At 45.3% G+C, this 21093-nt stretch carries 19 protein-coding genes and 1 tRNA gene; 13 read left to right on the top strand and 7 right to left on the bottom strand.

What is annotated here, in order from left to right; all coding sequences use genetic code 11:
• Nucleotides 1-99: 99 nt before the first annotated feature.
• The 4 genes from CWM47_RS01775 (at nt 100) to CWM47_RS01760 (ending at nt 3131) form a co-directional block, all read left to right on the top strand.
• Nucleotides 100-438 carry a DUF3098 domain-containing protein gene (locus CWM47_RS01775; RefSeq protein ID WP_100986081.1) on the top strand — a complete coding sequence of 113 codons (339 nt, stop codon included), beginning with the start codon at nt 100-102 and terminating at the stop codon, nt 436-438.
• 89 nt (nt 439-527) lie between these two features.
• On the top strand, nt 528-1373 hold the full coding sequence (locus tag CWM47_RS01770) for an undecaprenyl-diphosphate phosphatase (RefSeq protein WP_100986080.1): 846 nt from the start codon (nt 528-530) through the stop codon (nt 1371-1373).
• 115 nt (nt 1374-1488) lie between these two features.
• The gene (truB, locus tag CWM47_RS01765; RefSeq protein ID WP_100986079.1) at nt 1489-2205 is read left to right on the top strand and encodes a tRNA pseudouridine(55) synthase TruB; all 717 of its coding nucleotides are present in this window, start codon (nt 1489-1491) and stop codon (nt 2203-2205) included.
• Complete coding sequence (locus CWM47_RS01760) at nt 2202-3131, top strand: bifunctional riboflavin kinase/FAD synthetase (protein WP_100986078.1); 930 nt, start codon at nt 2202-2204, stop codon at nt 3129-3131. Before truB ends, CWM47_RS01760 begins: the two co-directional genes overlap by 4 nt.
• A gap of 1 nt (nt 3132) precedes the next feature.
• Here the strand turns inward: CWM47_RS01760 and CWM47_RS01755 are convergent, their stop codons facing one another.
• Complete coding sequence (locus CWM47_RS01755; RefSeq protein ID WP_100986077.1) at nt 3133-4359, bottom strand: BaiN/RdsA family NAD(P)/FAD-dependent oxidoreductase; 1227 nt, start codon at nt 4357-4359, stop codon at nt 3133-3135.
• 61 nt (nt 4360-4420) lie between these two features.
• Here CWM47_RS01755 and CWM47_RS01750 point away from each other — a divergent pair, with 61 nt between their 5' ends.
• Both CWM47_RS01750 and CWM47_RS01745 read left to right on the top strand, forming a co-directional pair.
• Entirely contained in the window at nt 4421-5500 is a 1080-nt protein-coding gene (locus CWM47_RS01750; protein WP_100986076.1) for a DNA/RNA non-specific endonuclease, read from the top strand.
• Nucleotides 5501-5937: 437 nt separating this feature from the next.
• The gene (locus tag CWM47_RS01745; protein WP_100986075.1) at nt 5938-9684 is read left to right on the top strand and encodes a sensor histidine kinase; all 3747 of its coding nucleotides are present in this window, start codon (nt 5938-5940) and stop codon (nt 9682-9684) included.
• A gap of 28 nt (nt 9685-9712) precedes the next feature.
• Here CWM47_RS01745 and CWM47_RS01740 read toward each other — a convergent pair whose 3' ends face one another.
• Entirely contained in the window at nt 9713-10975 is a 1263-nt protein-coding gene (locus CWM47_RS01740; RefSeq protein WP_100993691.1) for an asparagine synthetase B, read from the bottom strand.
• Between the two features lie 163 nt (nt 10976-11138).
• Between CWM47_RS01740 and CWM47_RS01735 the strand changes: the two genes are divergently transcribed.
• The 3 genes from CWM47_RS01735 (at nt 11139) to CWM47_RS01725 (ending at nt 13642) form a co-directional block, all read left to right on the top strand.
• Entirely contained in the window at nt 11139-12377 is a 1239-nt protein-coding gene (locus CWM47_RS01735; protein ID WP_100986074.1) for an ABC transporter permease, read from the top strand.
• Between the two features lie 133 nt (nt 12378-12510).
• Nucleotides 12511-12594: transfer RNA gene (locus tag CWM47_RS01730), tRNA-Leu, on the top strand.
• Nucleotides 12595-13018: 424 nt separating this feature from the next.
• Nucleotides 13019-13642, top strand: coding sequence for an HAD family hydrolase (locus tag CWM47_RS01725; protein WP_100986073.1), 624 nt, complete (start codon nt 13019-13021; stop codon nt 13640-13642).
• Between the two features lie 162 nt (nt 13643-13804).
• Here CWM47_RS01725 and CWM47_RS01720 read toward each other — a convergent pair whose 3' ends face one another.
• The 3 genes from CWM47_RS01720 to CWM47_RS01710 all read right to left on the bottom strand — a co-directional run bounded on the left by CWM47_RS01720 (nt 13805) and on the right by CWM47_RS01710 (nt 16652).
• On the bottom strand, nt 13805-14218 hold the full coding sequence (locus CWM47_RS01720; RefSeq protein WP_100986072.1) for a nucleoside deaminase: 414 nt from the start codon (nt 14216-14218) through the stop codon (nt 13805-13807).
• Between the two features lie 179 nt (nt 14219-14397).
• A complete protein-coding gene (locus tag CWM47_RS01715; RefSeq protein WP_100986071.1) occupies nt 14398-16320 on the bottom strand; it encodes an exo-alpha-sialidase in 1923 nt (640 codons plus the stop codon).
• 53 nt (nt 16321-16373) lie between these two features.
• Nucleotides 16374-16652 carry a hypothetical protein gene (locus CWM47_RS01710; protein ID WP_100986070.1) on the bottom strand — a complete coding sequence of 93 codons (279 nt, stop codon included), beginning with the start codon at nt 16650-16652 and terminating at the stop codon, nt 16374-16376.
• A gap of 334 nt (nt 16653-16986) precedes the next feature.
• On the opposite strand from CWM47_RS01710, the gene CWM47_RS01705 reads away from it, so the two are divergent.
• Nucleotides 16987-17316 (top strand): hypothetical protein, encoded by a 330-nt coding sequence (locus CWM47_RS01705; protein ID WP_100986069.1) that lies wholly within the window; start codon nt 16987-16989, stop codon nt 17314-17316.
• A 304-nt stretch (nt 17317-17620) separates the two neighbouring features.
• Here CWM47_RS01705 and CWM47_RS01700 read toward each other — a convergent pair whose 3' ends face one another.
• The gene (locus CWM47_RS01700; protein ID WP_100986068.1) at nt 17621-17800 is read right to left on the bottom strand and encodes a hypothetical protein; all 180 of its coding nucleotides are present in this window, start codon (nt 17798-17800) and stop codon (nt 17621-17623) included.
• A 103-nt stretch (nt 17801-17903) separates the two neighbouring features.
• Between CWM47_RS01700 and CWM47_RS01695 the strand changes: the two genes are divergently transcribed.
• Both CWM47_RS01695 and CWM47_RS01690 read left to right on the top strand, forming a co-directional pair.
• Nucleotides 17904-18446 carry an RNA polymerase sigma factor gene (locus tag CWM47_RS01695; RefSeq protein ID WP_100986067.1) on the top strand — a complete coding sequence of 181 codons (543 nt, stop codon included), beginning with the start codon at nt 17904-17906 and terminating at the stop codon, nt 18444-18446.
• A gap of 188 nt (nt 18447-18634) precedes the next feature.
• A complete protein-coding gene (locus CWM47_RS01690) occupies nt 18635-18907 on the top strand; it encodes a hypothetical protein (protein ID WP_157815875.1) in 273 nt (90 codons plus the stop codon).
• Nucleotides 18908-19028: 121 nt separating this feature from the next.
• On the opposite strand, the gene CWM47_RS37940 is transcribed toward CWM47_RS01690, so the two are convergent.
• Nucleotides 19029-19196 (bottom strand): lmo0937 family membrane protein, encoded by a 168-nt coding sequence (locus tag CWM47_RS37940; RefSeq protein ID WP_012925412.1) that lies wholly within the window; start codon nt 19194-19196, stop codon nt 19029-19031.
• A 229-nt stretch (nt 19197-19425) separates the two neighbouring features.
• Here CWM47_RS37940 and CWM47_RS01685 point away from each other — a divergent pair, with 229 nt between their 5' ends.
• A complete protein-coding gene (locus CWM47_RS01685) occupies nt 19426-21048 on the top strand; it encodes an NADP-dependent glyceraldehyde-3-phosphate dehydrogenase (protein WP_100986065.1) in 1623 nt (540 codons plus the stop codon).
• Nucleotides 21049-21093 lie beyond the last annotated feature (45 nt).

Here is a 21093-nt window from a genome sequence, read left to right as displayed (position 1 = left end):
TTGTCAATCTATAGTGCAGTTTAAACGCTGGTTGACAACGACAAATAAAACTACAAGTCGATTTTAAGGTTACACAAAAAGCATAACTGACGAACGAACATGGCAAAAGATAAATTAGCTGGTGTGCCAACATTAACGCGCAATGAACCAGCGCCCAAACCAGTGGCTACGGTCCCGGTACAGCCTAAACCGCTTTCAACCCGGCCATCCTTTGGCGAGCCAACTCGCCGGGATACCGCAGCGGCATTACCTTTTGGTCGGCAGAACTATACACTCATGCTGATTGGCATTGGTGTAATTCTGGCCGGGTTCTTTATCATGAGCCTCGACAAAGAAGAATTTGGCTTTGGCTTCCTCGGATTAACTCTCGGCCCAATTGTCGTGATGGGGGGCTTCATGCTGGAGTTTTTTGCTATTCTGGCGCGTCCAAAGGCGTAGATAAGTAACGTTATAAAATTGTACAGTTGTACTGTTATAAAGTTTTTTACTAGCAACTTTGTAACTGTATAACTGTACAACTCTTTTTAATGGATCTCATTCACGCTATTGCGCTGGCTATTATTGAAGGATTGACCGAGTTTTTGCCGGTTTCTTCAACAGGCCACATGATCATTTACTCTTCGTTGGTAGGTATTGCCGGAAATGAATTTACCAAGCTTTATACGGTCGATGTGCAGTTTGGCTGCATCCTGTCAGTATTGGTGATGTATCACCGCCGTTTCATGACCGATACCCGCACGGGTACGTTTGTCGTTCCCGGCTACCTCAAATCGCTGCCGATCCGGTTCCAGCCTCTGGCTGATTTTTACAGCAAAATCCTGATTGCTTTTCTGCCTGCCGCTGTAATCGGTTTTCTCCTGAACGACTTTATCGACTCGTTGCTCGAAAGTATCACTACGGTGGCCGTTTCGCTTTTAGTAGGTGGGATTGTGCTCGTCTTTATTGACCGAATCATCAACCGCCAGCCGAAAGATGGGGAAGTAACCGTACCGGATGCGCTACGTATCGGTTTCTTTCAGTGTATCGCCATGATTCCGGGGGTATCCCGATCAGCGGCTACCATTATTGGTGGGGTATTCCAGGGATTGAGCCGCACACAGGCCGCTGAATTTTCATTCTTCCTGGCTGTTCCTACGATGGCAGCTGCTTCCGGGTATAAGCTTCTCAAAACATATAAACTTCTCCAACCCGCTGACTATCAGACGTTGCTTATCGGTAATGCCATTGCCTTCGTCGTTGGCTTGCTGGCTATCCGGGCCTTCGTTGGCTTCCTGAACCGTTACGGCTTCAAGGTGTTTGGCTATTATCGAATTGCCCTCGGTTTGCTTTTGCTGGGCTTAATGGCCGCCGGTGTAAAGCTGGACGTGCTATAATTTCAGGTATTCGGTTTACGGTTTTATGGTAATTGACGGGTAAGCTTTCTTAAGGAGGTTGCCCATGAGGTCAGTAAGCCCTAAACCGTAAACCCGACACCGTAAACCTAATAACTTGGAACAACAAAAAACAGACCCTGGTCAGGTTATCCTGATTGACAAGCCACTTACCTGGACGTCGTTCGACGTGGCCAACAAGCTCAAATACGGCTGTAAGTTCAAGAAAATTGGTCATGCTGGTACGCTTGACCCACTGGCAACGGGCTTGCTTATTCTTTGCACCGGCAAAATGACCAAGCAGATTGACCAGTATCAGGCGCAGGAAAAAGAATATACCGGCACGCTTGTGCTGGGTAAAACCACGCCCTCTGTGGACCTCGAAACTGCCATTGACGCAGAATTTGACACAACAGGCATTACAGCCGAACAGATCCAGGAAGCAGCAAAGCAGCTAACGGGCGATATTTTGCAAGTGCCGCCCATTTACTCCGCCATTCGGGTAAACGGCGAACGGCTCTACGAAAAAGCACGTCGGGGTGAAACCGCCGAAGGCGTTGAGGGTGGTATTAAATCCCGTCAGGTAACGGTATCTGTCTTTGAGGTGAACACCGACCGCTTTCCTGAGGTTGATTTTCGTATCGTGTGTTCAAAAGGGACTTATATTCGCAGTCTGGTACGCGATTTGGGCTTATTGCTCGATAATGGTGCCTACATGAGTAGTCTGCGCAGAACGCGCATCGGCAATTTTCGGGTGGAAGATGCCGCCACCATTGAGCAGTTTATTGTCGCGCATCGTGCTGCGTTGCCTGACCCTCTACCGACAAACGAATGATTATTTATAACGGCCTCGATGCTATTCAACCGCTGCCCAACGCCGTTGTCACGAGCGGTACGTTTGATGGCGTTCACCGTGGACACCAGACAATTTTGTCGCGGCTGACAGAAGTTGCACAGGCAAGCGGGGGCGAATCTGTCCTGATAACCTACTGGCCGCACCCGCGCACAGTGGTGTCAAATGACAGCCAGAACCTGAAACTACTGACAACGCTCGAGGAGAAAATCGAACTTCTCGATCAGGCGGGCGTCGATTATCTGGTCGTTATTCCCTTTACACGCTCCTTTTCCGAACTAACTTCGGAGGAGTATATTCAGCAAATTCTGATTGATAAAATCGGTACCAAAAAGCTGGTTATTGGCTATGACCATCGGTTTGGGCGAGATCGGGAAGGTGGTTTCGACTATATCCAAGCGCACCAGAATGAGTATGGTTTCGAGGTAGAGGAGATTCCGCGTCAGGATGTGGAAGCCGTTGGGGTTAGTTCCTCAAAAATTCGGGCTGCTCTGAACGAAGGCAATATTCATACGGCCAATCGCTTTCTGGGGAGGCCGTATAGCCTGACCGGCACCATTGTGAAAGGCCGACAGCTTGGCCGTACCATTGGCTTCCCAACGGCCAACATGCAGGTAGATGATCCGGCCAAGCTTATTCCGGCCAATGGCGTCTATGCTGTTGACGTTAACTATGCCGGACAAACGTTCGGTGGTATGTTGAATATTGGTTTTCGCCCTACGGTTGCCGGTACGCACCAAACGATCGAAACGTATATTTTTGATTTTGATAAAGATATTTACGGGGAGCACATGACGCTTCGCTTCAGGGAATTTCTTCGCCCAGAGAAGAAATTCGAGGGTTTACCCGCCCTGGTTGCGCAGTTAAAGCTCGATGAGGAGTCGGCAAGGGCGGTGTTAAAACCATAGATTAACGCCCAATAGCGAGTCCTGCCACATAGCCCGTTGTCCAGGCACTCTGGAAGTTGAAACCACCCGTAATACCATCAATATCCAGCACTTCTCCGGCGAAGTATAGGCCCGGATGATCTTTACTCTCAAGGGTTTGCGGGTCAAGGCCACCAAAAGAAATACCTCCGCAGGTTACGAACTCATCTTTAAACGTGCTCTTCCCAACAACCTGAAACTGGCTGTTTGTAAGTCGTTCCGATAGCCGGTTAAGGTTTTTAGCGGGTAAATCAGCCCAGCGTTGGGTTTCCGAAATACCCGATTCGGTAGCAAATGCTTCCCAAAGGCGGGAGGGGAGGCCAAACGGATTTTGGGATACGACCTGTTTGCGCCCGTTTTGCTGTCGGAAATCCTGTAATGTATTCCGTAATTCGTTCTCGTTCAGCGTTGGTACCCAGTTGATGCGCAGTGTAAACCGATAGTCGACATTGGCGAGATCGCGGGCTGCCCAGGCTGATAAACGCAGAATGGCAGGGCCGCTAAATCCCCAGTGGGTAATCAGCACAGGCCCGCGCTGCTCCTGCTTGGTACCAATAATAGAGACTTTTGCATCCGGCACCGCCACACCCGCCAGGGGCAGTAGTGGATTATTGGGAACATTGAAAGTAAATAGCGAAGGTACCGGCGACATAAGCGGCTCACTTTGTTCGGGAAGCCACTCATACCCGTCTACTTTAGGATAACCCCCGGTCGCAATCAGGACCCGGTCGGCCTCAATAATCTCGTCGGCGAGCAAGTGCAGTTGCCAGCGTCCCTGTTCTATGTGCATCATCGAACTAACGCCACAACTGGTGCGAATACCAACGCCCGCTTTACGGGCAGCCTGGAACAGACAATCCATGATCGTGGCCGAGGTATTGGTGCCGGGAAACATGCGCCCATCGGCTTCTGTTTTTAGTTTTACACCCCGTTTTTCGAACCAGGCAACGGTCGACGTTGCGTCGAACACAGATAACAGGGGGCGCAACGGCTTCTCGCCACGCGGGTAATTTTTCACCAGCAGCCGATTATCGAAACAGGCGTGGGTAACGTTGCAGCGTCCTCCACCCGAAATGCGGACTTTGTTCAGTACAGTACGGGTTTTCTCAAGGATGGTAACGGTGGCTTCCGGAAACGTTTCGGCGGCTGTTATGGCCCCAAAAAAACCGGCTGCTCCGCCACCAATAACGATAATATTCAACGATGACATGGATTTTTAACAGCAGTTTTCGATTTACGGTTCATGACAAAAACCGTGTAACTTTACCCTTATGTTCTTCAAACCTCGTTTTTCAACTAAAAAATATGCTCGCCGGGGCTTTCGGCTACGTGGTAATACGCTCGTGTTACTGTTTATATTTTTCCTAATCGGATTGTTTCTGCATTATGGTGGTCGAACACAGCCGGTAGTTGCCTTTTGGAACGATTTTCGGCAGATGATCGGGCTTGGTCGTTCGCGGGCTGATACTCGGAAAGATAACCCTTATAAAGCGCCCGAACCCAATGAACCGGATGTTGCAACGGATAATCGACGGGATAAAGGATCTCAATCCGATGAAAGTGAAGCGAGTGATACAAAAACGGATGCCCCGGCGCCGACAAATTCGCCATCAACAGCATCGTCGGGGAATGCGCGGTTCGACTTCGAGAAACAGGTTAATTTCATTTTGCCAGCCGTTAAACCGGGCGACGATATAGTCCAGCGGGAAGGCTACACACTCCGGTATCGGGATCAATATAAAGATGCCGACTGGGTTGCTTACCCGTTGCTGGCCTACGAAACAACGGGCGACGCCGACCGCAAGTACGAACAGTTTAAGCCCGATCCGGCTGTTAGCAATGGCACGGCCCTTCCGTCCGATTATACCCGTTCTGGTTATGACCGGGGCCACCTTGCACCCGCTGGTGATTTCAAGTTCTCGCAGCGAATCATGAAGGAAACGTTCTTCATGAGCAATATAACCCCCCAAACGCCTGATTTTAACCGGGGTATCTGGAAAGAGCTTGAAGAGCTGGTACGTACATGGGCGATAAGAGACAAGGGCGTTTATGTTATAACAGGCCCTGTTCTAAAGCCCGGCCTACCCACAATTGGCAAGGCAAATGAAGTGAGCGTTCCCGAAAAATTTTATAAGGTGATTCTGTATTGCAACAAGCCTGATATCCGAATGATTGGGTTTTTGTTGGATAATACAGCATCGAACGCATCACTCCAGCAGTTCGTGGTGCCTGTTGATCGGATCGAGCAATTGACGGGAATTGATTTCTTTCCAAAAATTCCTGACGATCTGGAGCGGAAACTGGAAAGCAAAAGTCGTGACGAAATGGTGGCAGACTGGTTTGCTAATTAACTATTTAATTAGCCTATTAATGGAATATAGTAAATAAAAGTTAAATTTTTTGGTGAAAGTTAATAAAAAGTTTAAAAATATATATAATATTATACTTTAATTCGAATGGATAAAGATTGAGCTACTGTCGGCCGAATACTAATTTCATCGAATCAATCTTGTTACATTCATCATAAACGGTAATTATAAGCAGAGAAAGGGCTAACATTCTAACTTTATACTGGTCATTGACTACCTATCGATAGTAACTATTTAGTTATATTTTCTTCAATTCAGTGACTTGTTTGTCTGTTGTCGCTTATGTTTTCGCTTTGACAAATTACAGGCTTGAAATTCAACGTAATAAAATCGACTAATTGCTAATCAAAAAATTTACACCAATTGGTTGTCATTAAAAGGTGGGTATAAACTGCACTATTTATGACCCTATTTATTAAATGAAAAGCCCATTCAATACTGCTGTATTTTTTATATACATAATCTGTTTACCACTAAACATAATTCAGGCGCAAAGTATCAAGTTTAACCATATAAATACAAATCAGGGACTTTCGCAAAGCCATGTTTATGCAATTCTGAAAGATAAAAAAGGATTCATGTGGTTTGGCAGTGAGGATGGACTTAATAAATATGACGGGTATAAGTTTACACAATATAAACAGGACCTTACGAATAAAAGTAGCATTTGTAATAGCAATGTACAGGATATATTAGAAGATAAAGAAGGGAATTTTTGGATTGCTACAGCTAATGGTCTGGACCGATTCGATAGGGCAAAAAACAAATTCATTCACTATCCGGATGGCCAGAATAATTACAACATTAATGATATTTTTCAGGATAGTAAAAGTCGAATATGGTTAGGGACAGAAAGTGGTTTATTTTTATTTAATGTACATACCGGCTCTTATACATCGTATCAGGAGGTCACGAAAAAACGACGCAGTAAATTTAGTGCCACTATTAATCGGATTATAGAAGATGGCAACTCTGATTTATGGTTCGGGACAGATGATGGTCTCTACCGGTATAATAGTAAGATCAGACAGGTAACCGGCTACTTTAAAGATTCGCTTACGAAAAATAGTATTCGATCCGACTGGGTTAAAGATTTGTATAAAGATCGTGCCGGAAATATCTGGATAGGAACACATGGTGGGGGCTTATCTTTATACAATCGAGCAACGAATTCCTTTCATAGTTTTCAACATAACCCCCATAATCCGTTCACTATTGCCCACAATGATATTCTTTCCATTATGGAGGATAAAGGGGGAAACCTATGGGTTGGCACAGAAAACGGTGGAATAAGCATATATAATCCTGCCTCCCATAAGTTTACTACTTATAAATATAATCCAGAGGATAATTCTTCTTTGAATAATAATTCAGTCTATTGTCTTTACAGAGACGATGCCGATAATATCTGGATTGGAACCTATGCCGGAGGGGTAAATTTCGTGCCAAAATTTGGTGATAAATTTGTATCATACCATCAAATTGCAAACGACGCTAATAGCCTGAGTAACAATCTTGTGCTTTCTATCTGTGGTGCATCTACAGGCAATGCTGTGTGGATTGGTACAGATGGAGGAGGGCTGAATTTATTCGATCGAAAAACCAAAAACTTCACGCATTATATACATAACGATAAAAATAAAAATTCGCCGAGTAATGACTATGTTATATCCGTAATCCGTGTGTCACCAGACATATTGGGACTCGGTTATCATAACGGGGGCTTCGATTTATTCAATGAAAAAACAGGCGTATTTACCCATCATTTACCAAAAGTAAATGATAGCCAGAGTTTGTCCATCTCTGATGTGAACAACATGTTCAGGGATAAAGACGGTAACCTCTGGATAGGAACCTGGAAAGGTGGTCTCAACTTCTACAATGTCAGCAATAATTCGTTTGTTCATTACCGGACTAATCTTGACGATAAAACAAGTATTAGTGATGATATAGTGACAACGGTTTTTCAGGATAAAAAAGGTGCGATCTGGGTTGGTACATATAAAGGACTGAATCTACTCGACCGTGACCGGAAAAAATTCAGGCGATTTCAACATGATAATCAGAATAAACTAAGTATTTCCAATGACAACGTCCAGTCTATTTTGGGTGCAAACGATGGCAACTTATGGATTGGTACAGTAGGTGGTGGTTTAAATTATTTTGACGCCCACAAACAAACATTCAAATCCTACACCGAAAAAGACGGCTTAGCCAGCAACGTTGTTTTTGCTATTCAAAAGGATCATACCAACAAGTTGTGGCTGAGTACAAATAATGGCCTTTCCCTGTTCGATCCCAAAACAGAGACATTCCGTAATTTTTCGATTTCCGATGGGTTGCAGGGCAATGAGTTCAGAGATAATTCCAGTTATCAGACGCCCGACGGGCAACTATTTTTTGGCGGTGTAAATGGATTTAGTACATTTTACCCAGACAGCCTGAACGATAATACATTCATTCCGCCCGTATATATTACTGATTTTCAAGTTTTTAATAAGTCAATTTCGGTTGGTGATAAAGATCAATTACTTCAAAAACAAATTAGTGAAACACGGTCAATAACTCTGTCGTACAAACAATCGGTTTTTACATTTGAATATTCGGCCCTCAATTATACCGTTTCGGAAAAAAATAAATACGCATATCGGTTAGAGGGTTTTGATAAGGAATGGAATTACGTTGGCACAAAACGAACGGCAACTTATACCAATCTGGATCCCGGGACCTATGTTTTCAGGGTAAAAGCCGCTAATAATGACGGGGTCTGGAATAATGTGGGGACTTCATTGACCGTAATTATTACGCCACCATTTTGGCTGACATGGTGGTTTAAAAGTTTGATGGCCTTGATGCTGCTCAGTGGCCTTTACGCACTGTATCGCCTGCGTGTGAAGGGTATTGAAGCCCAGCAGTTGATTCTGCAAAACCAAGTCCTGGCTCGAACCAGCGAAGTACTCCAACAGAAACAGGAGTTACAAGATCAGGCACTTTATGTGCAGTTACTTCAGGCCAAAGTTGAACAGCAGGCCGCTGAACAACAGCTGCAGGAGAGTGAGCAGCGATTTCGGGAAATTGCCGAAAATGTTGATGAAGTGTTCTGGGTTCATTCGGCTCAACCCTTTCAATTACTTTATGTCAATCCAGCCTTTGAACGGGTCTTGAATACAACATTCCAGCAAGCGCAAAAAGAGCCATTTTTATTTATGAAAACCGTACTGCTGGAAGATCGACCTGCCGTTTCGGCCTTTTTTGAGCAGTACAAAGCTGGTATAGCAGGGCAATTATATTACCGGACAGAGGTAAAAGGCGAGCCGTTGCGCTGGTTAATGATTCGTACGTTTATTATCCGAAATGAAGCAGGGGAGGTGCTTCGCCATATAGGTATCGCCAATGACGTAACGGACCAGAAAGAAAAGGAATTTGTGCTTCAGCAAGCCCTCAGGCGCGAGCAGGAATTGAATCAACTCAAGTCACAGTTTGTCTCTACAGCCTCACATGAGTTCCGCACGCCGTTAACAACGATTCAGTCGAGTACCGAGTTGATCGAGTTGTATCTGAATTCACCCACCGTAAGTGCGCGCGGGGCTATCAGTAAGCACCTGGGTGTTATCAAACAGGAAATTAATCACTTCACCAGCCTGCTGACCGATATATTAACCATTGGAAAAATTGAGTCAGGCAAAGTGCATTTCGTGCCTAACTGGGTCGATATTGTTTCGATTAGTAAAGAGGTTATAGAAACTCATTTCAGCCATCGGAGCGATAATCGAAGCGTTCAGTTATCGATCGAGGGAACCGAACGCATGGTTTACGTGGATGCTAAACTAATAAATCATGTACTGATAAATTTAGTATCAAACGCTTTTAAGTTCTCCACTAAATCCCCTCACCTGCGCCTTATTTTTTCAGACGAAAGCGTTGTCTTTCAGGTCATCGACGAAGGGATAGGTATCCCGGTGAGCGAGCTATCTAACCTTTTCCAACCCTTCTTTCGGGCAAGCAACACGAATGAGGCTCCGGGAACAGGTTTAGGGCTGGTCATTGCCCGACAATTTGTTGAACTCAACGGTGGTCAACTGGAACTGACCAGTGAAGAAAAGAAAGGAACTACCTGTACAGTCACCCTGAAATCTGCGAAAGCTAACGAAACTGCAAGTACTTGATGGATAGTCAAAAGTAACTACCTGTTTATCAGGTCTTTTGTTTCTTCTTCTTAGCCGCAGGGAAGAGTATATTGTTAAGAATCAGACGATAACCGGCCGAGTTGGGGTGAAGGTTAAGGTCGGTCGGTTCCTCGCCGATTTCGTGCCGGTAATCTTCGGGATCGTGCCCGCCATAGAATGTGAAGAAGCCCCGGCCATAGGGTGCGTGAATGTAGCGAGCTTCACCTGCCGAACGGTTTTCGGCCAGAATAACTACCTCAGGCTTGATGTAATTCTTCTTGAACGCTGTTGTCTGACCCATAAATCCTTTAATGACATTGGCATGGTTTTGTGTCAGCATTGTTGGGATAGGATCGTACTTGGCCGAAAACTGGAACAGCGTAAAGTAATCGTTGTGTTCGCTCAGACCGCGCTCTTCGGGTTGGTTATCAATATTGGAGAACTCGATTAGGTAGGGGTTGGTGTATACCTGAAAGTTCCGGAAAGCGAGTGTCTGACTGTAGTCAAGCTTGTTATTGGCGTTGGGATCGGCAGGGTCGCCATCGTAGAAGGAATCGACAATATCCGTGTTGTGAGAAGCCAGCGCAATGTCGTAGGTATCGGTAGCGTTACACATGGCAAACAGATAACCGCCCCCCAGCACAAAATCACGGATTTTCTGAGATACGGCCAGTTTTAGCTGAGGCACTTTCGTGAAGCCGAATTTTCGGGTGATACTTTCGGCTTCATTCTTCTGGGCAATATACCAGGGCTGATCTTTGAAATGAAAAAACTTGCCGTACTGGCCCGTAAAATCCTCGTGGTGCAGGTGCAGCCAGTCGTATTCGGGCAGCTTACCATTCATCACTTCTTCATCAAAAACAATATCGTAGGGAATTTCCGCATACGTCATGACCATCGTCACGGCATCGTCCCAGGGTTGTTTTGTTTTAGGGGAATAGACGGCTACCTTCGGGGGCTTCTGCAATTTTACAGCGTCCATATTGGCATCGGCTGCCGACACTTCGGCCATAATTTGCGCCGATTGGGCATCCGAGATAACCTCATAACTAACCCCCCGGATAACCATCTCGTTGATAAACGACTGGCTTTGGGGCATCATAAACGAGCCACCCCGGTAATTAAGCAGCCAGTCGATTTCCGTATCATGAGTTTTGAGTACCCAGTAGGCAATACCATAGGCTTTCAAATGATTCTTTTGGGTATCATCCATGGGAATCAGAATTTTAGAGGCCCACACCTGACCCGTCAGCGTGAGAATTAGTATAAGCGGCAACAGCAGGCGTTTCATTGGTTTCCCCGATAAAAAAGCATGTGGTAGTTTTGTCATAACGAAAGATAGGCAAATATTGTGCGAGAAATTAATTGTGAATGAGCGAATGAGTGAATTAATGAATGACTTGCGCTTACCATATTCACTAATTCATTCGTTCACTCATTCACTCATTCGATAGATGAACTTACTAGAAAATATTCGCGAAGGGTTGCGCTCCATTGCCAGCAATCGCCTTCGCACTATCCTGACGTCACTTATTATCGCTATCGGCATTACGTCACTGGTGGGTATATTGACGGCTATCGAAGGCATACAAAGTTCGGTCGACAGTAGCTTTGCTGGTTTAGGTGCTAACACATTCAGCATTGTAGCCCGGCAGGATGCATTCCGGCGGGGCGGTCGTGTGCAAAAGCAGGATGAACCTATTGATTATTTCGACGCGGTTAACTTCAAACGACGGTTTCCCTATGGCGCAACTATTTCTGTTTCGACAGTTGTGTCGCAGGCGGCTCAGGCAAAATTCGGATCCAAAAAAACGAATCCGAACGTGCAGCTTATCGGTGGTGAGGATTCATTTTTGACGGTGAAAGGCTTTACGATTGGGAGCGGACGGAATTTTACACAGAATGATTTGAACCAGGCTGCCAATGTGGCGATCATTGGCATCGAAGTAGCGAATACATTATTTGAGAAAAAATTAAACCCACTCAATCAAGTCATACGTGTATCAGGTACCCAGTATAAAATTATTGGTGTATTGGATAAAAAAGGTGGTTTTTCGGGTGGTGGCGATGATCGACTCATTCTTATTCCGCTTGATAATGCCCGGGCGCTGGCTGGAACCCAGAAAATATCATTCGACATTACGGCATCTGTACCAAGTGTATCGGACCAGGACGAGGCCGTTGGCGAAGCGCGGGGTGTTATGCGGCTAGTTCGGCGTGACCCGCTCGGTCAACTCGACTCATTTGAAATCGAACGCGCCGATGATTTAGCGAAAGAAACTGCAAATATCACAGGCTATCTACGCATTGGCGGCTTCGGCATTGGGTTCATTACGTTGCTGGGGGCAGCCATTGCCTTACTGAATATCATGCTTGTGTCAGTTACGGAGCGCACCCGTGAAATTGGTATCCGCAAATCACTTGGTGCAACGCCCAAACGTATTCGGGAGCAGTTTCTCATAGAGGCCATCGTGATCTGCATTCTCGGGGGGGTAGGGGGCGTCTTGCTGGGTCTGGGTATCGGTAACCTGATTTCAGGTATTGTTAGTCAGGGTAAAGGCGGATTCATCGTGCCCTGGGCCTGGATGGGACTAGGAATCGTGGTTTGCGTGACGGTAGGTTTATTTGCAGGCATTTACCCCGCCGTTCGGGCCTCAAAGCTTGATCCTATCGAAGCTTTACGGTATGAATAGGCTGGGAAGAATGAAGCATGAAGAATGAAGAATGAAATAAATTATACATCAGACATTGTACATTATCCATTAATTACTACTTTTGCACCCACGTTTGACAAACGCATCACGCCAATGGCGTGACGATTCTGTCGCCGGGATGGCGGAATCGGTAGACGCGATGGTCTCAAACACCATTGTCTGCAAGGACATGCCGGTTCGAGTCCGGCTCCCGGTACAATGAACCCCTACAAGTGCCTATTAACCAGCATTTTGTAGGGGTTTTTGCTTTGTTGCCGAAAGTCTACCGAAAAAATTTCTATATAAGTCTCAATCAAGACTGAATAAAGCAAAGTAGAGTGGTAGGCGTAAGATTAATATCTGCTTGAATGGCTTTTCGACAATTGCCCGCTGTCCAGTATTTTGTTACAAGCCCGCCCGGCTGATGTTTATATCCAGTGGACACTTCATGAAGGTGTCTATGGAGGCCGGAATTTCTAGGGTCGATACGTTAAACACATCTTTACGCTGTTAACCGCACTGGCACAGAATGCTAGTCCGCCAGCATCGGTCCGTTTTTGGCTGATGATGAAAAAGTTACGAATAGTACAGCCTTACTCACGGATCAGAAGTAAACAAAGGCCATTTGAAAAATCATAGTTATGCAGTCTCAACCAATTAAAGCGCTCTTTTTAGATATTGGTGGTGTCCTCTTAACGAACGGCTGGGATAGGAGCGCTCGGCACCGCGCTGCCCAACTTTTCAAGCTGGACTACGACCAACTTAATGAACGACACCATCTGACATTCGACACCTATGAATCGGGCAAACTGAGCCTTGAAGACTATCTTCAACGAATCGTCTTTTATGAAAATCGGACTTTCTCCGCATTAGAATTTACCCGCTTTATCATGGAGCAGTCCCAACCCTTTCCGGAGATGATTCAACTGGTGAAAAAATTGAAACAGGAGCATGGGTTAAAATTGCTGGCCATCAACAACGAAGGCCGTGAGATCAATGCGCATCGCATTCGCCAGTTCGGGCTCGACACGTTTTTCGATGCGTTTGTATCATCATGCTACGTACACCTGCGCAAACCCGACACGGATATCTTCCAGCTGGCGCTGGATATAAGCCAAACAGCTCCTGAGGAGGTGGTCTATATTGACGACCGGTTGATGTTTGTTCAGGTCGCCCAACGGTTGGGGATGCACTGCATTGAGCATACCAGCTATGAATCGACTTGTGAAAAGTTGATGTCTTTGGGGTTATCCCTTACTCAATAGGTATAAAGAGTAAAAAGTGGTGCGAGCTTGTCATTCCGACGCAGGAGGAATCTTCGGGTGAGCCAGAAAGTCACTCCTCACCCGAAGATTCCTCCTGGTTCGTTAGTAGCTAATTTCCACGTTCGGATTGTGTAGATTTGCCTCTCCAATTTAAATGAAAATTTAGCCTCTTTTTAACTGTATTACCAATGGTGGTGGTCCCCAAACCGGAATGTCGGTAGCGGTCAGAATTGGATAGGGACTCGTTAAGCCCCCAACCGAAGGCACAGCGATCTCGAACACAATCAGGCCAAACCGGTGGTGCCGTATCACATACGAACATAGAATGCACGGCTCGTGGGTTGTGTACAGAATACAATCCGACAGCTTCATCCCACCCAATCGCCGAACGGCATCCCGAATGGCCTCTACCTCAGCGTGACAGGTGATATCATTTCCGGGATGTGTGGCTTCCTGTCCTTCACCAATAATAACACCATCACGCACTACTACGGCCCCGACCGGAGTGTTGCCCGTTTGAGCTGCCTGTCCGGCCAGCTCCCGGCATCGGTTCATAAATTCCTCGTGTCGATCCATTAGGATAAGCTTGATACATTCCTTCTGAGGCTGCTCTGTAGTTGTTGGCTTCGCAGTCTTCGAACCGTTGAAAGGGCAGTGGGAATAAGTTGCTTCTTATCCAGGTTAGCCAAGGCTAGACGGGTCGCTTCGCTGCTATCTATTAAACTGCCCTGTAACTGATGGATGACTGCCCCACTTTATTGAGCCTTTATAAACGAACTGTAGTTGCCAATGGCCTCCGATATTTTAATGGCTCGGCCATATACTGTAATCTGCTGAATCGATCCATTTAGGTTGGTACCAATTTGCAAATCAGGTCCGCCCGCAGCGGATCTCAACTGAGGGTTAAATCGACCCCATCCGAATTGTCGGGTATCTCCACCGTCATTAAAGACACCATCGACGACGAAAGAAATGATTTTAGGCCCTCCATCAACAATAATGCTGACGTACTGCTTCTGATTAATTCTAAGCAACCCTTCATCACAGGACCAGACCGATTGCATTCGCCCGTCATTTAAACCAATCTCCAGGGTTTTTTTATCTGTCGTTCGTAGATACCACCCTTTTCCATCAGGTGTGCGTGTATCAATAAGCACTTGACCTTCAGTTAGTTTTTTTAATGTAAATGCTATGTCTATTGTAAATCCGTTCGGTATGCTTATGCCCGGCTGCTCAAGCCTGGTATTGTCTCGTTTATAAAAATCAGGTAACACGGGGGCCGGTATCGATTGTGGAAAACTTCCGCCCTTATTTGACCAGTATGATAAAATACCTACCTGCGTTTTTTCTGCCCAGTCAAACTGGCGCCAGAGTTGCGTTAGTAGTGTTTCGTCAAGTTGATGGACGCGAGCAATGTCTTTCTGGGTTTCAGTAATATAGTACGCACCCTTGTCTTCAACTAAATCGGGGTAGCTTATCCGGATTAATGGGTCATCATCGTAAAGTAGTATTTCAGGTTGGCTCCACCGTATAATTTTACCCTTTGGCGAATCGGCTTCAACACCGCCTGAAACCCATACCGGGTTTCTGTCCTCATAGGCCATACTTCGGCGATTGGGACTCTGCCGTATAAATCGTCCACCGTGATTATGAAACCAGTAGAGAAATTTACCATTCTCGCACTTCCAGGCAAAATTAGCCGCTCGTGGATGCTTAATGAGCCGACCATTGGCGTAGCGCATGTATTGGGGAGGATCCCAGGTATGGCCCCTATCACGGCTGAACGTATAGGCAGGATGGCCATCTATTGTTCGATAGACACAAAAGAAAGAACCATCGCTTAAGATAGAGACGCTTTGTTCTTCGGCTATAGGACCACCTTCTTTGAAGGGGGTACGTAAACCAGCATCGCCATCTGGCAGTGTAGTCCATGTCGCCTTATCGGGGTCTTTTACCGTGAGCAGATCTACACTTTCTACTAAAGCTCCTTCACTTGATGTAAAGAACCCTTCCCCAAACCCGCCAACTTTATGTATGGGTACATAGGCCGATCCATTGTAGGAAAAGGCTTTTCCCACATTCCAGAAGTATTGAATTTTTCCCTGATACGGATTCTCCAGATCAATCTTGAAGTTCCGTATTGGAATGGTAGTTCGTTTTGTAGACCAACTTTTGCCGTTATCATCCGAGTATTTAAAGACAAAATACCCCTGGCTATCCACTCGTTTAACTACCCCATCCTTATACGGCGGGTTATCTCCTTTTACAGCCCTGATATTATCCGTATTATGGTTATAAAAGACAAAGATTCTGCCTGAAGGGGCTTTTAAGAGAACGGCATAAGAGGCCTCGGGTCCGTTGCCGGGCTCTACCTCCCTTTTGTCAATCCAGGTTTTGCCCTGATCAAGGCTACGTTCAGAAATGATATGCTGACCAGAAGCCCCTTCCTGCCCAGTTCCGGTTGTTAGCACACAAAGCCAGGCGCCATCGTTGGTTTTAACGATGTAGGGTTGGTCGCTGTACGTTTCGTCGGGAATAATTACTCCATATTTAATGGAACGACTATCCTGTTTCTGGCCATAAATTGGTGTAATAAAGTTGCCAAGAACAGCTACCAGTATAGTCAGATATAGGCCAGTTTTTCGCCTTATTATGTTTACGGTGATAAATGGCCTCATTTTTCGTAATCCTGATTTATGTCTACAAGAATAACGATAAGGCAATGGGTTATTTATTTCCTTTGCTTATCATACAGAGCCAGTGCTTTCATAACCTCATTATGGTACGTTTCCAGCATGGCAATGAGTTGCTTATGACTGTAAGCAGATTCAGCAAACTGGCTTTGCAAATCTGTTTTAAAATCCTTACTACTTAGCTTATTATATCCCTCAGGAAGTCTGGATTCGAAGAAACTTAAAAATTTTTTACTAGTGGCCATGTTATGCTCAAGCTGATATTTTTGTGCTTCAAGATGAGCCCTGTCTTTAGTTTTCTCTATTGAAATCTTCACTGGATATCGTAATTTGGTTACCTTAAATTGATTTTTAACTATTAATTATTTACTACAATGACAAATTTAAAATAAACAGTAATAAAAAGGGGGTTATTTACTAACCGGTGTAGTCTATATATTCTATTTAAAATTTGTGTTACATATGCATTCTATTAATTAGCTTGATGCAAATAAGTATACTAATTAACCTTTTTTTAATGAATTGACTCGTACCGTTTAATCAATCTATCAAAAAATAGTTATATAATAATTAAATTTGTTAAACATAAGTTAGATTAATGAAGTCAATTACATATACGGTATAATAATAAGGCATTTTAGTGAATTGATTATGCAGAGTAATACATTTAATAAGTTATTTGAAGCCTATTATCAACAGGCTGTAGAGAGCTGCATCGATTCAATTCCTTCCGGCTCAGCTGATAGTAAACCAACGTGGGTAGAGATGCTTCGGCATCATGTTCTGGAGTGGAAGCAGCATTATAAATTACAAAGTCAGGCTATTGATCAGGTTAAAAATAACGGTACTCACAAAAGCCTCGTAGACCAGCAGGATTTTCTGGTAAGTGAGGAAACGGTGATCAGACTGTTTGAGATAAAACGGGATTTGATCTGGACACGCCAGCAACAGGAACTGACTACAGGTAAATTCATCGCCTAAGACAAGCTAACCTGTTGCCAATTTAAAAAATACTTAGCCAGAGCATAATTAAGTCAATTACTGTTTATACAGCCTTTATACTAATAGTACCAGTTTACCTTCCACAGGTGGCTGAGAGAAAAACAGCACTAAAGCTGTTTCATTGAATCCCATCCCCGTCAGGACCCGTTTGCTCCTGAATCAAGCGCCTTCTGTTGGCCATTTCTGCGAATTGACGTTGTTAAATTACGAACAATAGAGTTCGATGAGCCGTATTGGCTTGTAGTCGTCTAAAAGCATGAGACCTATTCATTCGTGGCCTGCTTTAATCCAGCAAAATCAGGCTGGGAAAGGACTTGCTTTGAAACAGGATGGGCAATAAGTACTCAATGTCATTCAGGAACTGACCTTTAGCCAGTATGGGTAGGTTCCTGAACGAATACACAGTCAAATCAGCAAAATAAACAGGTTGCCAGCAGAAAAACGGGCAAAAACGACACTTCATCGAATTGTCTATTGGCGGGAGACCTACAGAAGACAACTTTGTGGTACCAAAACGCAGGGGATATTAATCAACCAGCACTACACGCCCATAAACTCGGTATACCATGAAAGTTCAACTGAATGATGAAGAATTAATCCGTCAGCATTTAAAAACTAATCCGAACGTATGTTTCGAAGCGCTTTATAATCGCTATGTCGGTAAGGTCTATAAACGGTGTCTTTCACTAACAAAAGATGTCGAAAAAGCGGAAGATTTTACGCATGATATCTTTATTCGCGCTTTTGCCCGCCTGGATCGCTTCCAGGAACGGTCGACTTTCTCTACCTGGCTATATTCGATTTCCTTCAACTACTGTATGGATCAGATCAAGGTGTCCAATCGGTTGTTGATGACTACGCTGGAAGATAATGTGATTAATCAATATACTGATTCCAACGAGCCTGATGAAGAACGGGTACAGTATCTCACCAGGGCATTGGAAAGCATGACCCCTCAGGAATCGACCTTGCTGCGAATGAAATACCAGCAAGGGCTCGATATTCAACAGATTGCCAATCAATTTAACTTGAAAGAAAGTGCTGTAAAAATGCGTCTGAAACGATCTCGCGACAAAGTTCGCCAGTTCTACATAGCCGCTGCAAATTAATAAAGCTCTACAAGTTGAGCTTACGCGTCAGCGCTCTATGTTCTGTTTTAAGCCAAAAGCATATGATTCGATATATAACGTCAGATGGAGTGTACTATTCCCTAAAGGACATTACAAACTGGTTCTCAGAACAATCCATTCTTACAACTGAACAGAACCAATTATTCAGCTTCAGATGCCGGGCCCACATGGCCCAAAAGTTAGCTTATGCTTATAAGGAGTACTCCGTTTTTGGGCATATGGAGCCAATCATTTTACCCGTTCATGATTATTTTATCCATTGGGTTACCTGGGCTAACCTGCTAACTCTGTTGCCCGGAGAAACAGGCAATAACCCTACCGTTCATTCCTTTAAACGGTTGCTCGACGATCCTGAGACAGTTGCCCCGAATCATAGAATGAAGTTTGATATCAAACTGGTTTGCTTAGATGATAAACTTGCATTTATAAACGTACCATAAAGACAGAAAGTACACGTTGTTTTGTCAGCAGGAGAGACTGCCTGATAACGTCAAAAGCCCCTAACGACTTTACAGTTGTTAGGGGCTTTCTTACTGTTAATTCGTTAAGCTACCAGATAACTCATACACCACGACCTTGTATCAAACGCAGGATAATAGCAATAACAGCGATCACCAACAAGACGTGAATCAGGCCGCTGGAAGCGATGCCTGTGCCTAAAACGCCCAAGAAGCCAAGAAGCCAGATAATGATCAGAATCACCGCAATGGTGTAAAGTAAGTTTCCCATGATGTTTGTTTAATTAGTGAATATTCAAGAGTTCAACTCGCAAGCGCCGTAAATGCTTATAAAACTGATTAAATGGGAAAGACGCTATTCGGCTGACAGGGATAATAAGTGACGAATTTATAGACCGGCTGGTTAGGCGAATCAGACAATTTTGTTTTCTGTCGGGTTGGATTTAGCCGGTCGAATGGCGACGTTTGCCAGCGTTTCTTTTCTAATTTGTCCCTCTGCAATGACTACCTTAGAACTTACACAGCTTTTTCCCTCAGAGAACCAGGTTCCAGCCGACTACCGCATCGAACCCATTCACCAGCGCGAGTACCTGCTCAATGGCGAAATGCGCCAGTGGGATGGAGCCGTTTCAGACGTTTATTCCCCTGTTTGCTTTCCGGATGCAGACGGTAAACTACAGCGCAAACTGGTTGGCAGCTTTCCCGTAACGGGCCCTGCCGAAGCAATGGAAGCTTTAGAGGCTGCTGTTGCGGCCTACGACAATGGTCGTGGTGAGTGGCCGCAAATGGCCGTTGCCGACCGTATAAAGTGCATGGATACCTTCGTTGGGAAGATGCTGGAACAGAAAAAGCTGGTTGTGAACCTGATTATGTGGGAGATCGGGAAAAATCTGGCCGATGCGACAAAGGAGTTCGACCGAACGGTAACCTACATCTACGATACCATTGATACCCTTAAAACAATGGATCGGAACTCGTCAAGGTTTCGGATTGATGAAGGTATTATCGGGCAAATTCGTCGGTCGCCACTGGGTGTTGTGCTGGCGATGGGCCCGTTTAATTATCCGCTTAACGAAACCTACACAACGCTTATTCCGGCCATTTTAATGGGTAATACCATTTTGTTTAAAACCCCTAAACATGGCTCTCTGCTGCACTATCCACTGCTTGAAGCCTTCCGCACCAGTTTTCCGAAGGGCGTTGTTAACTCACTGTATGGACGGGGTGCCAATGTAATTCCACCGGTTATGCAATCGGGTAAGGTAAATGTGCTGACGCTCATTGGCTCCAGCCGCGTAGCCGACGAACTGCAACGGCAACACCCAAAGCTCAACCGGCTACGCTCAATCATGAGCCTTGACGCTAAAAACGCGGCCATTATTCTGCCCGATGCAGACCTCGATGTGGCTGTGAAAGAGTGTCTGCTGGGTACGCTGTCGTTTAATGGTCAACGATGCACCGCTATCAAAATCATTTGGGCGCACCGATCCATTGCTGATGAATTTCTGAAACGGTTTGGCCCCGAAGTCAGCAAGCTGAAACCCGGTATGCCCTGGGATAGCGGTGTGCAGATTACACCGCTGCCTGAACTCACCAAGACGCAATACCTGTCCGATATCATTGCCGATGCCGAAGCGGGGGGCGCGTCTATTGTTAACGAAAATGGGGGCGCTACGGTAGCATCGCTGTTTTATCCGGCGGTGGTGTCTCCGGTCAAAGAAGGCATGAGACTCTATCGTGAGGAACAGTTTGGGCCGGTTATTCCGGTAGTTGTTTACGATGATGTCGAAGAATTTATCGAATACCTGATTACCGACGATCATGGCATGCAGGCAAGTATTTTCGGTACAGATTCGGCCAAAATAGCCCAGCTCATCGACCCACTGGTAAACCTGGTTAGTCGTGTTAATATTAATGCACAGTGCCAGCGCGGCCCCGATACGTTTCCATTTACAGGCCGCAAGGATTCTGCCGAAGGCACGCTTTCGGTCGAAGACGCACTTCGTTCATTCTCGATCCGGTCGGCAGTGGCAACCAAAGAGTCTGATGCCAACAAAGCCATTCTGAATGACATTGTGGGCCATCATAAATCAACATTCCTGAGTACGAATTTCATTTTTTAACGTAGCACCGACCGTCCCGGTCGGCTGATATATACGATTAAACGG

Source organism: Spirosoma pollinicola (assembly GCF_002831565.1).
In the GTDB taxonomy this organism is placed as follows: Bacteria; Bacteroidota; Bacteroidia; order Cytophagales; family Spirosomataceae; genus Spirosoma; species Spirosoma pollinicola.
The sequence above is the reverse complement of the archived record's forward strand: the minus strand, read 5'-3'. Positions and strand labels throughout refer to the sequence as shown.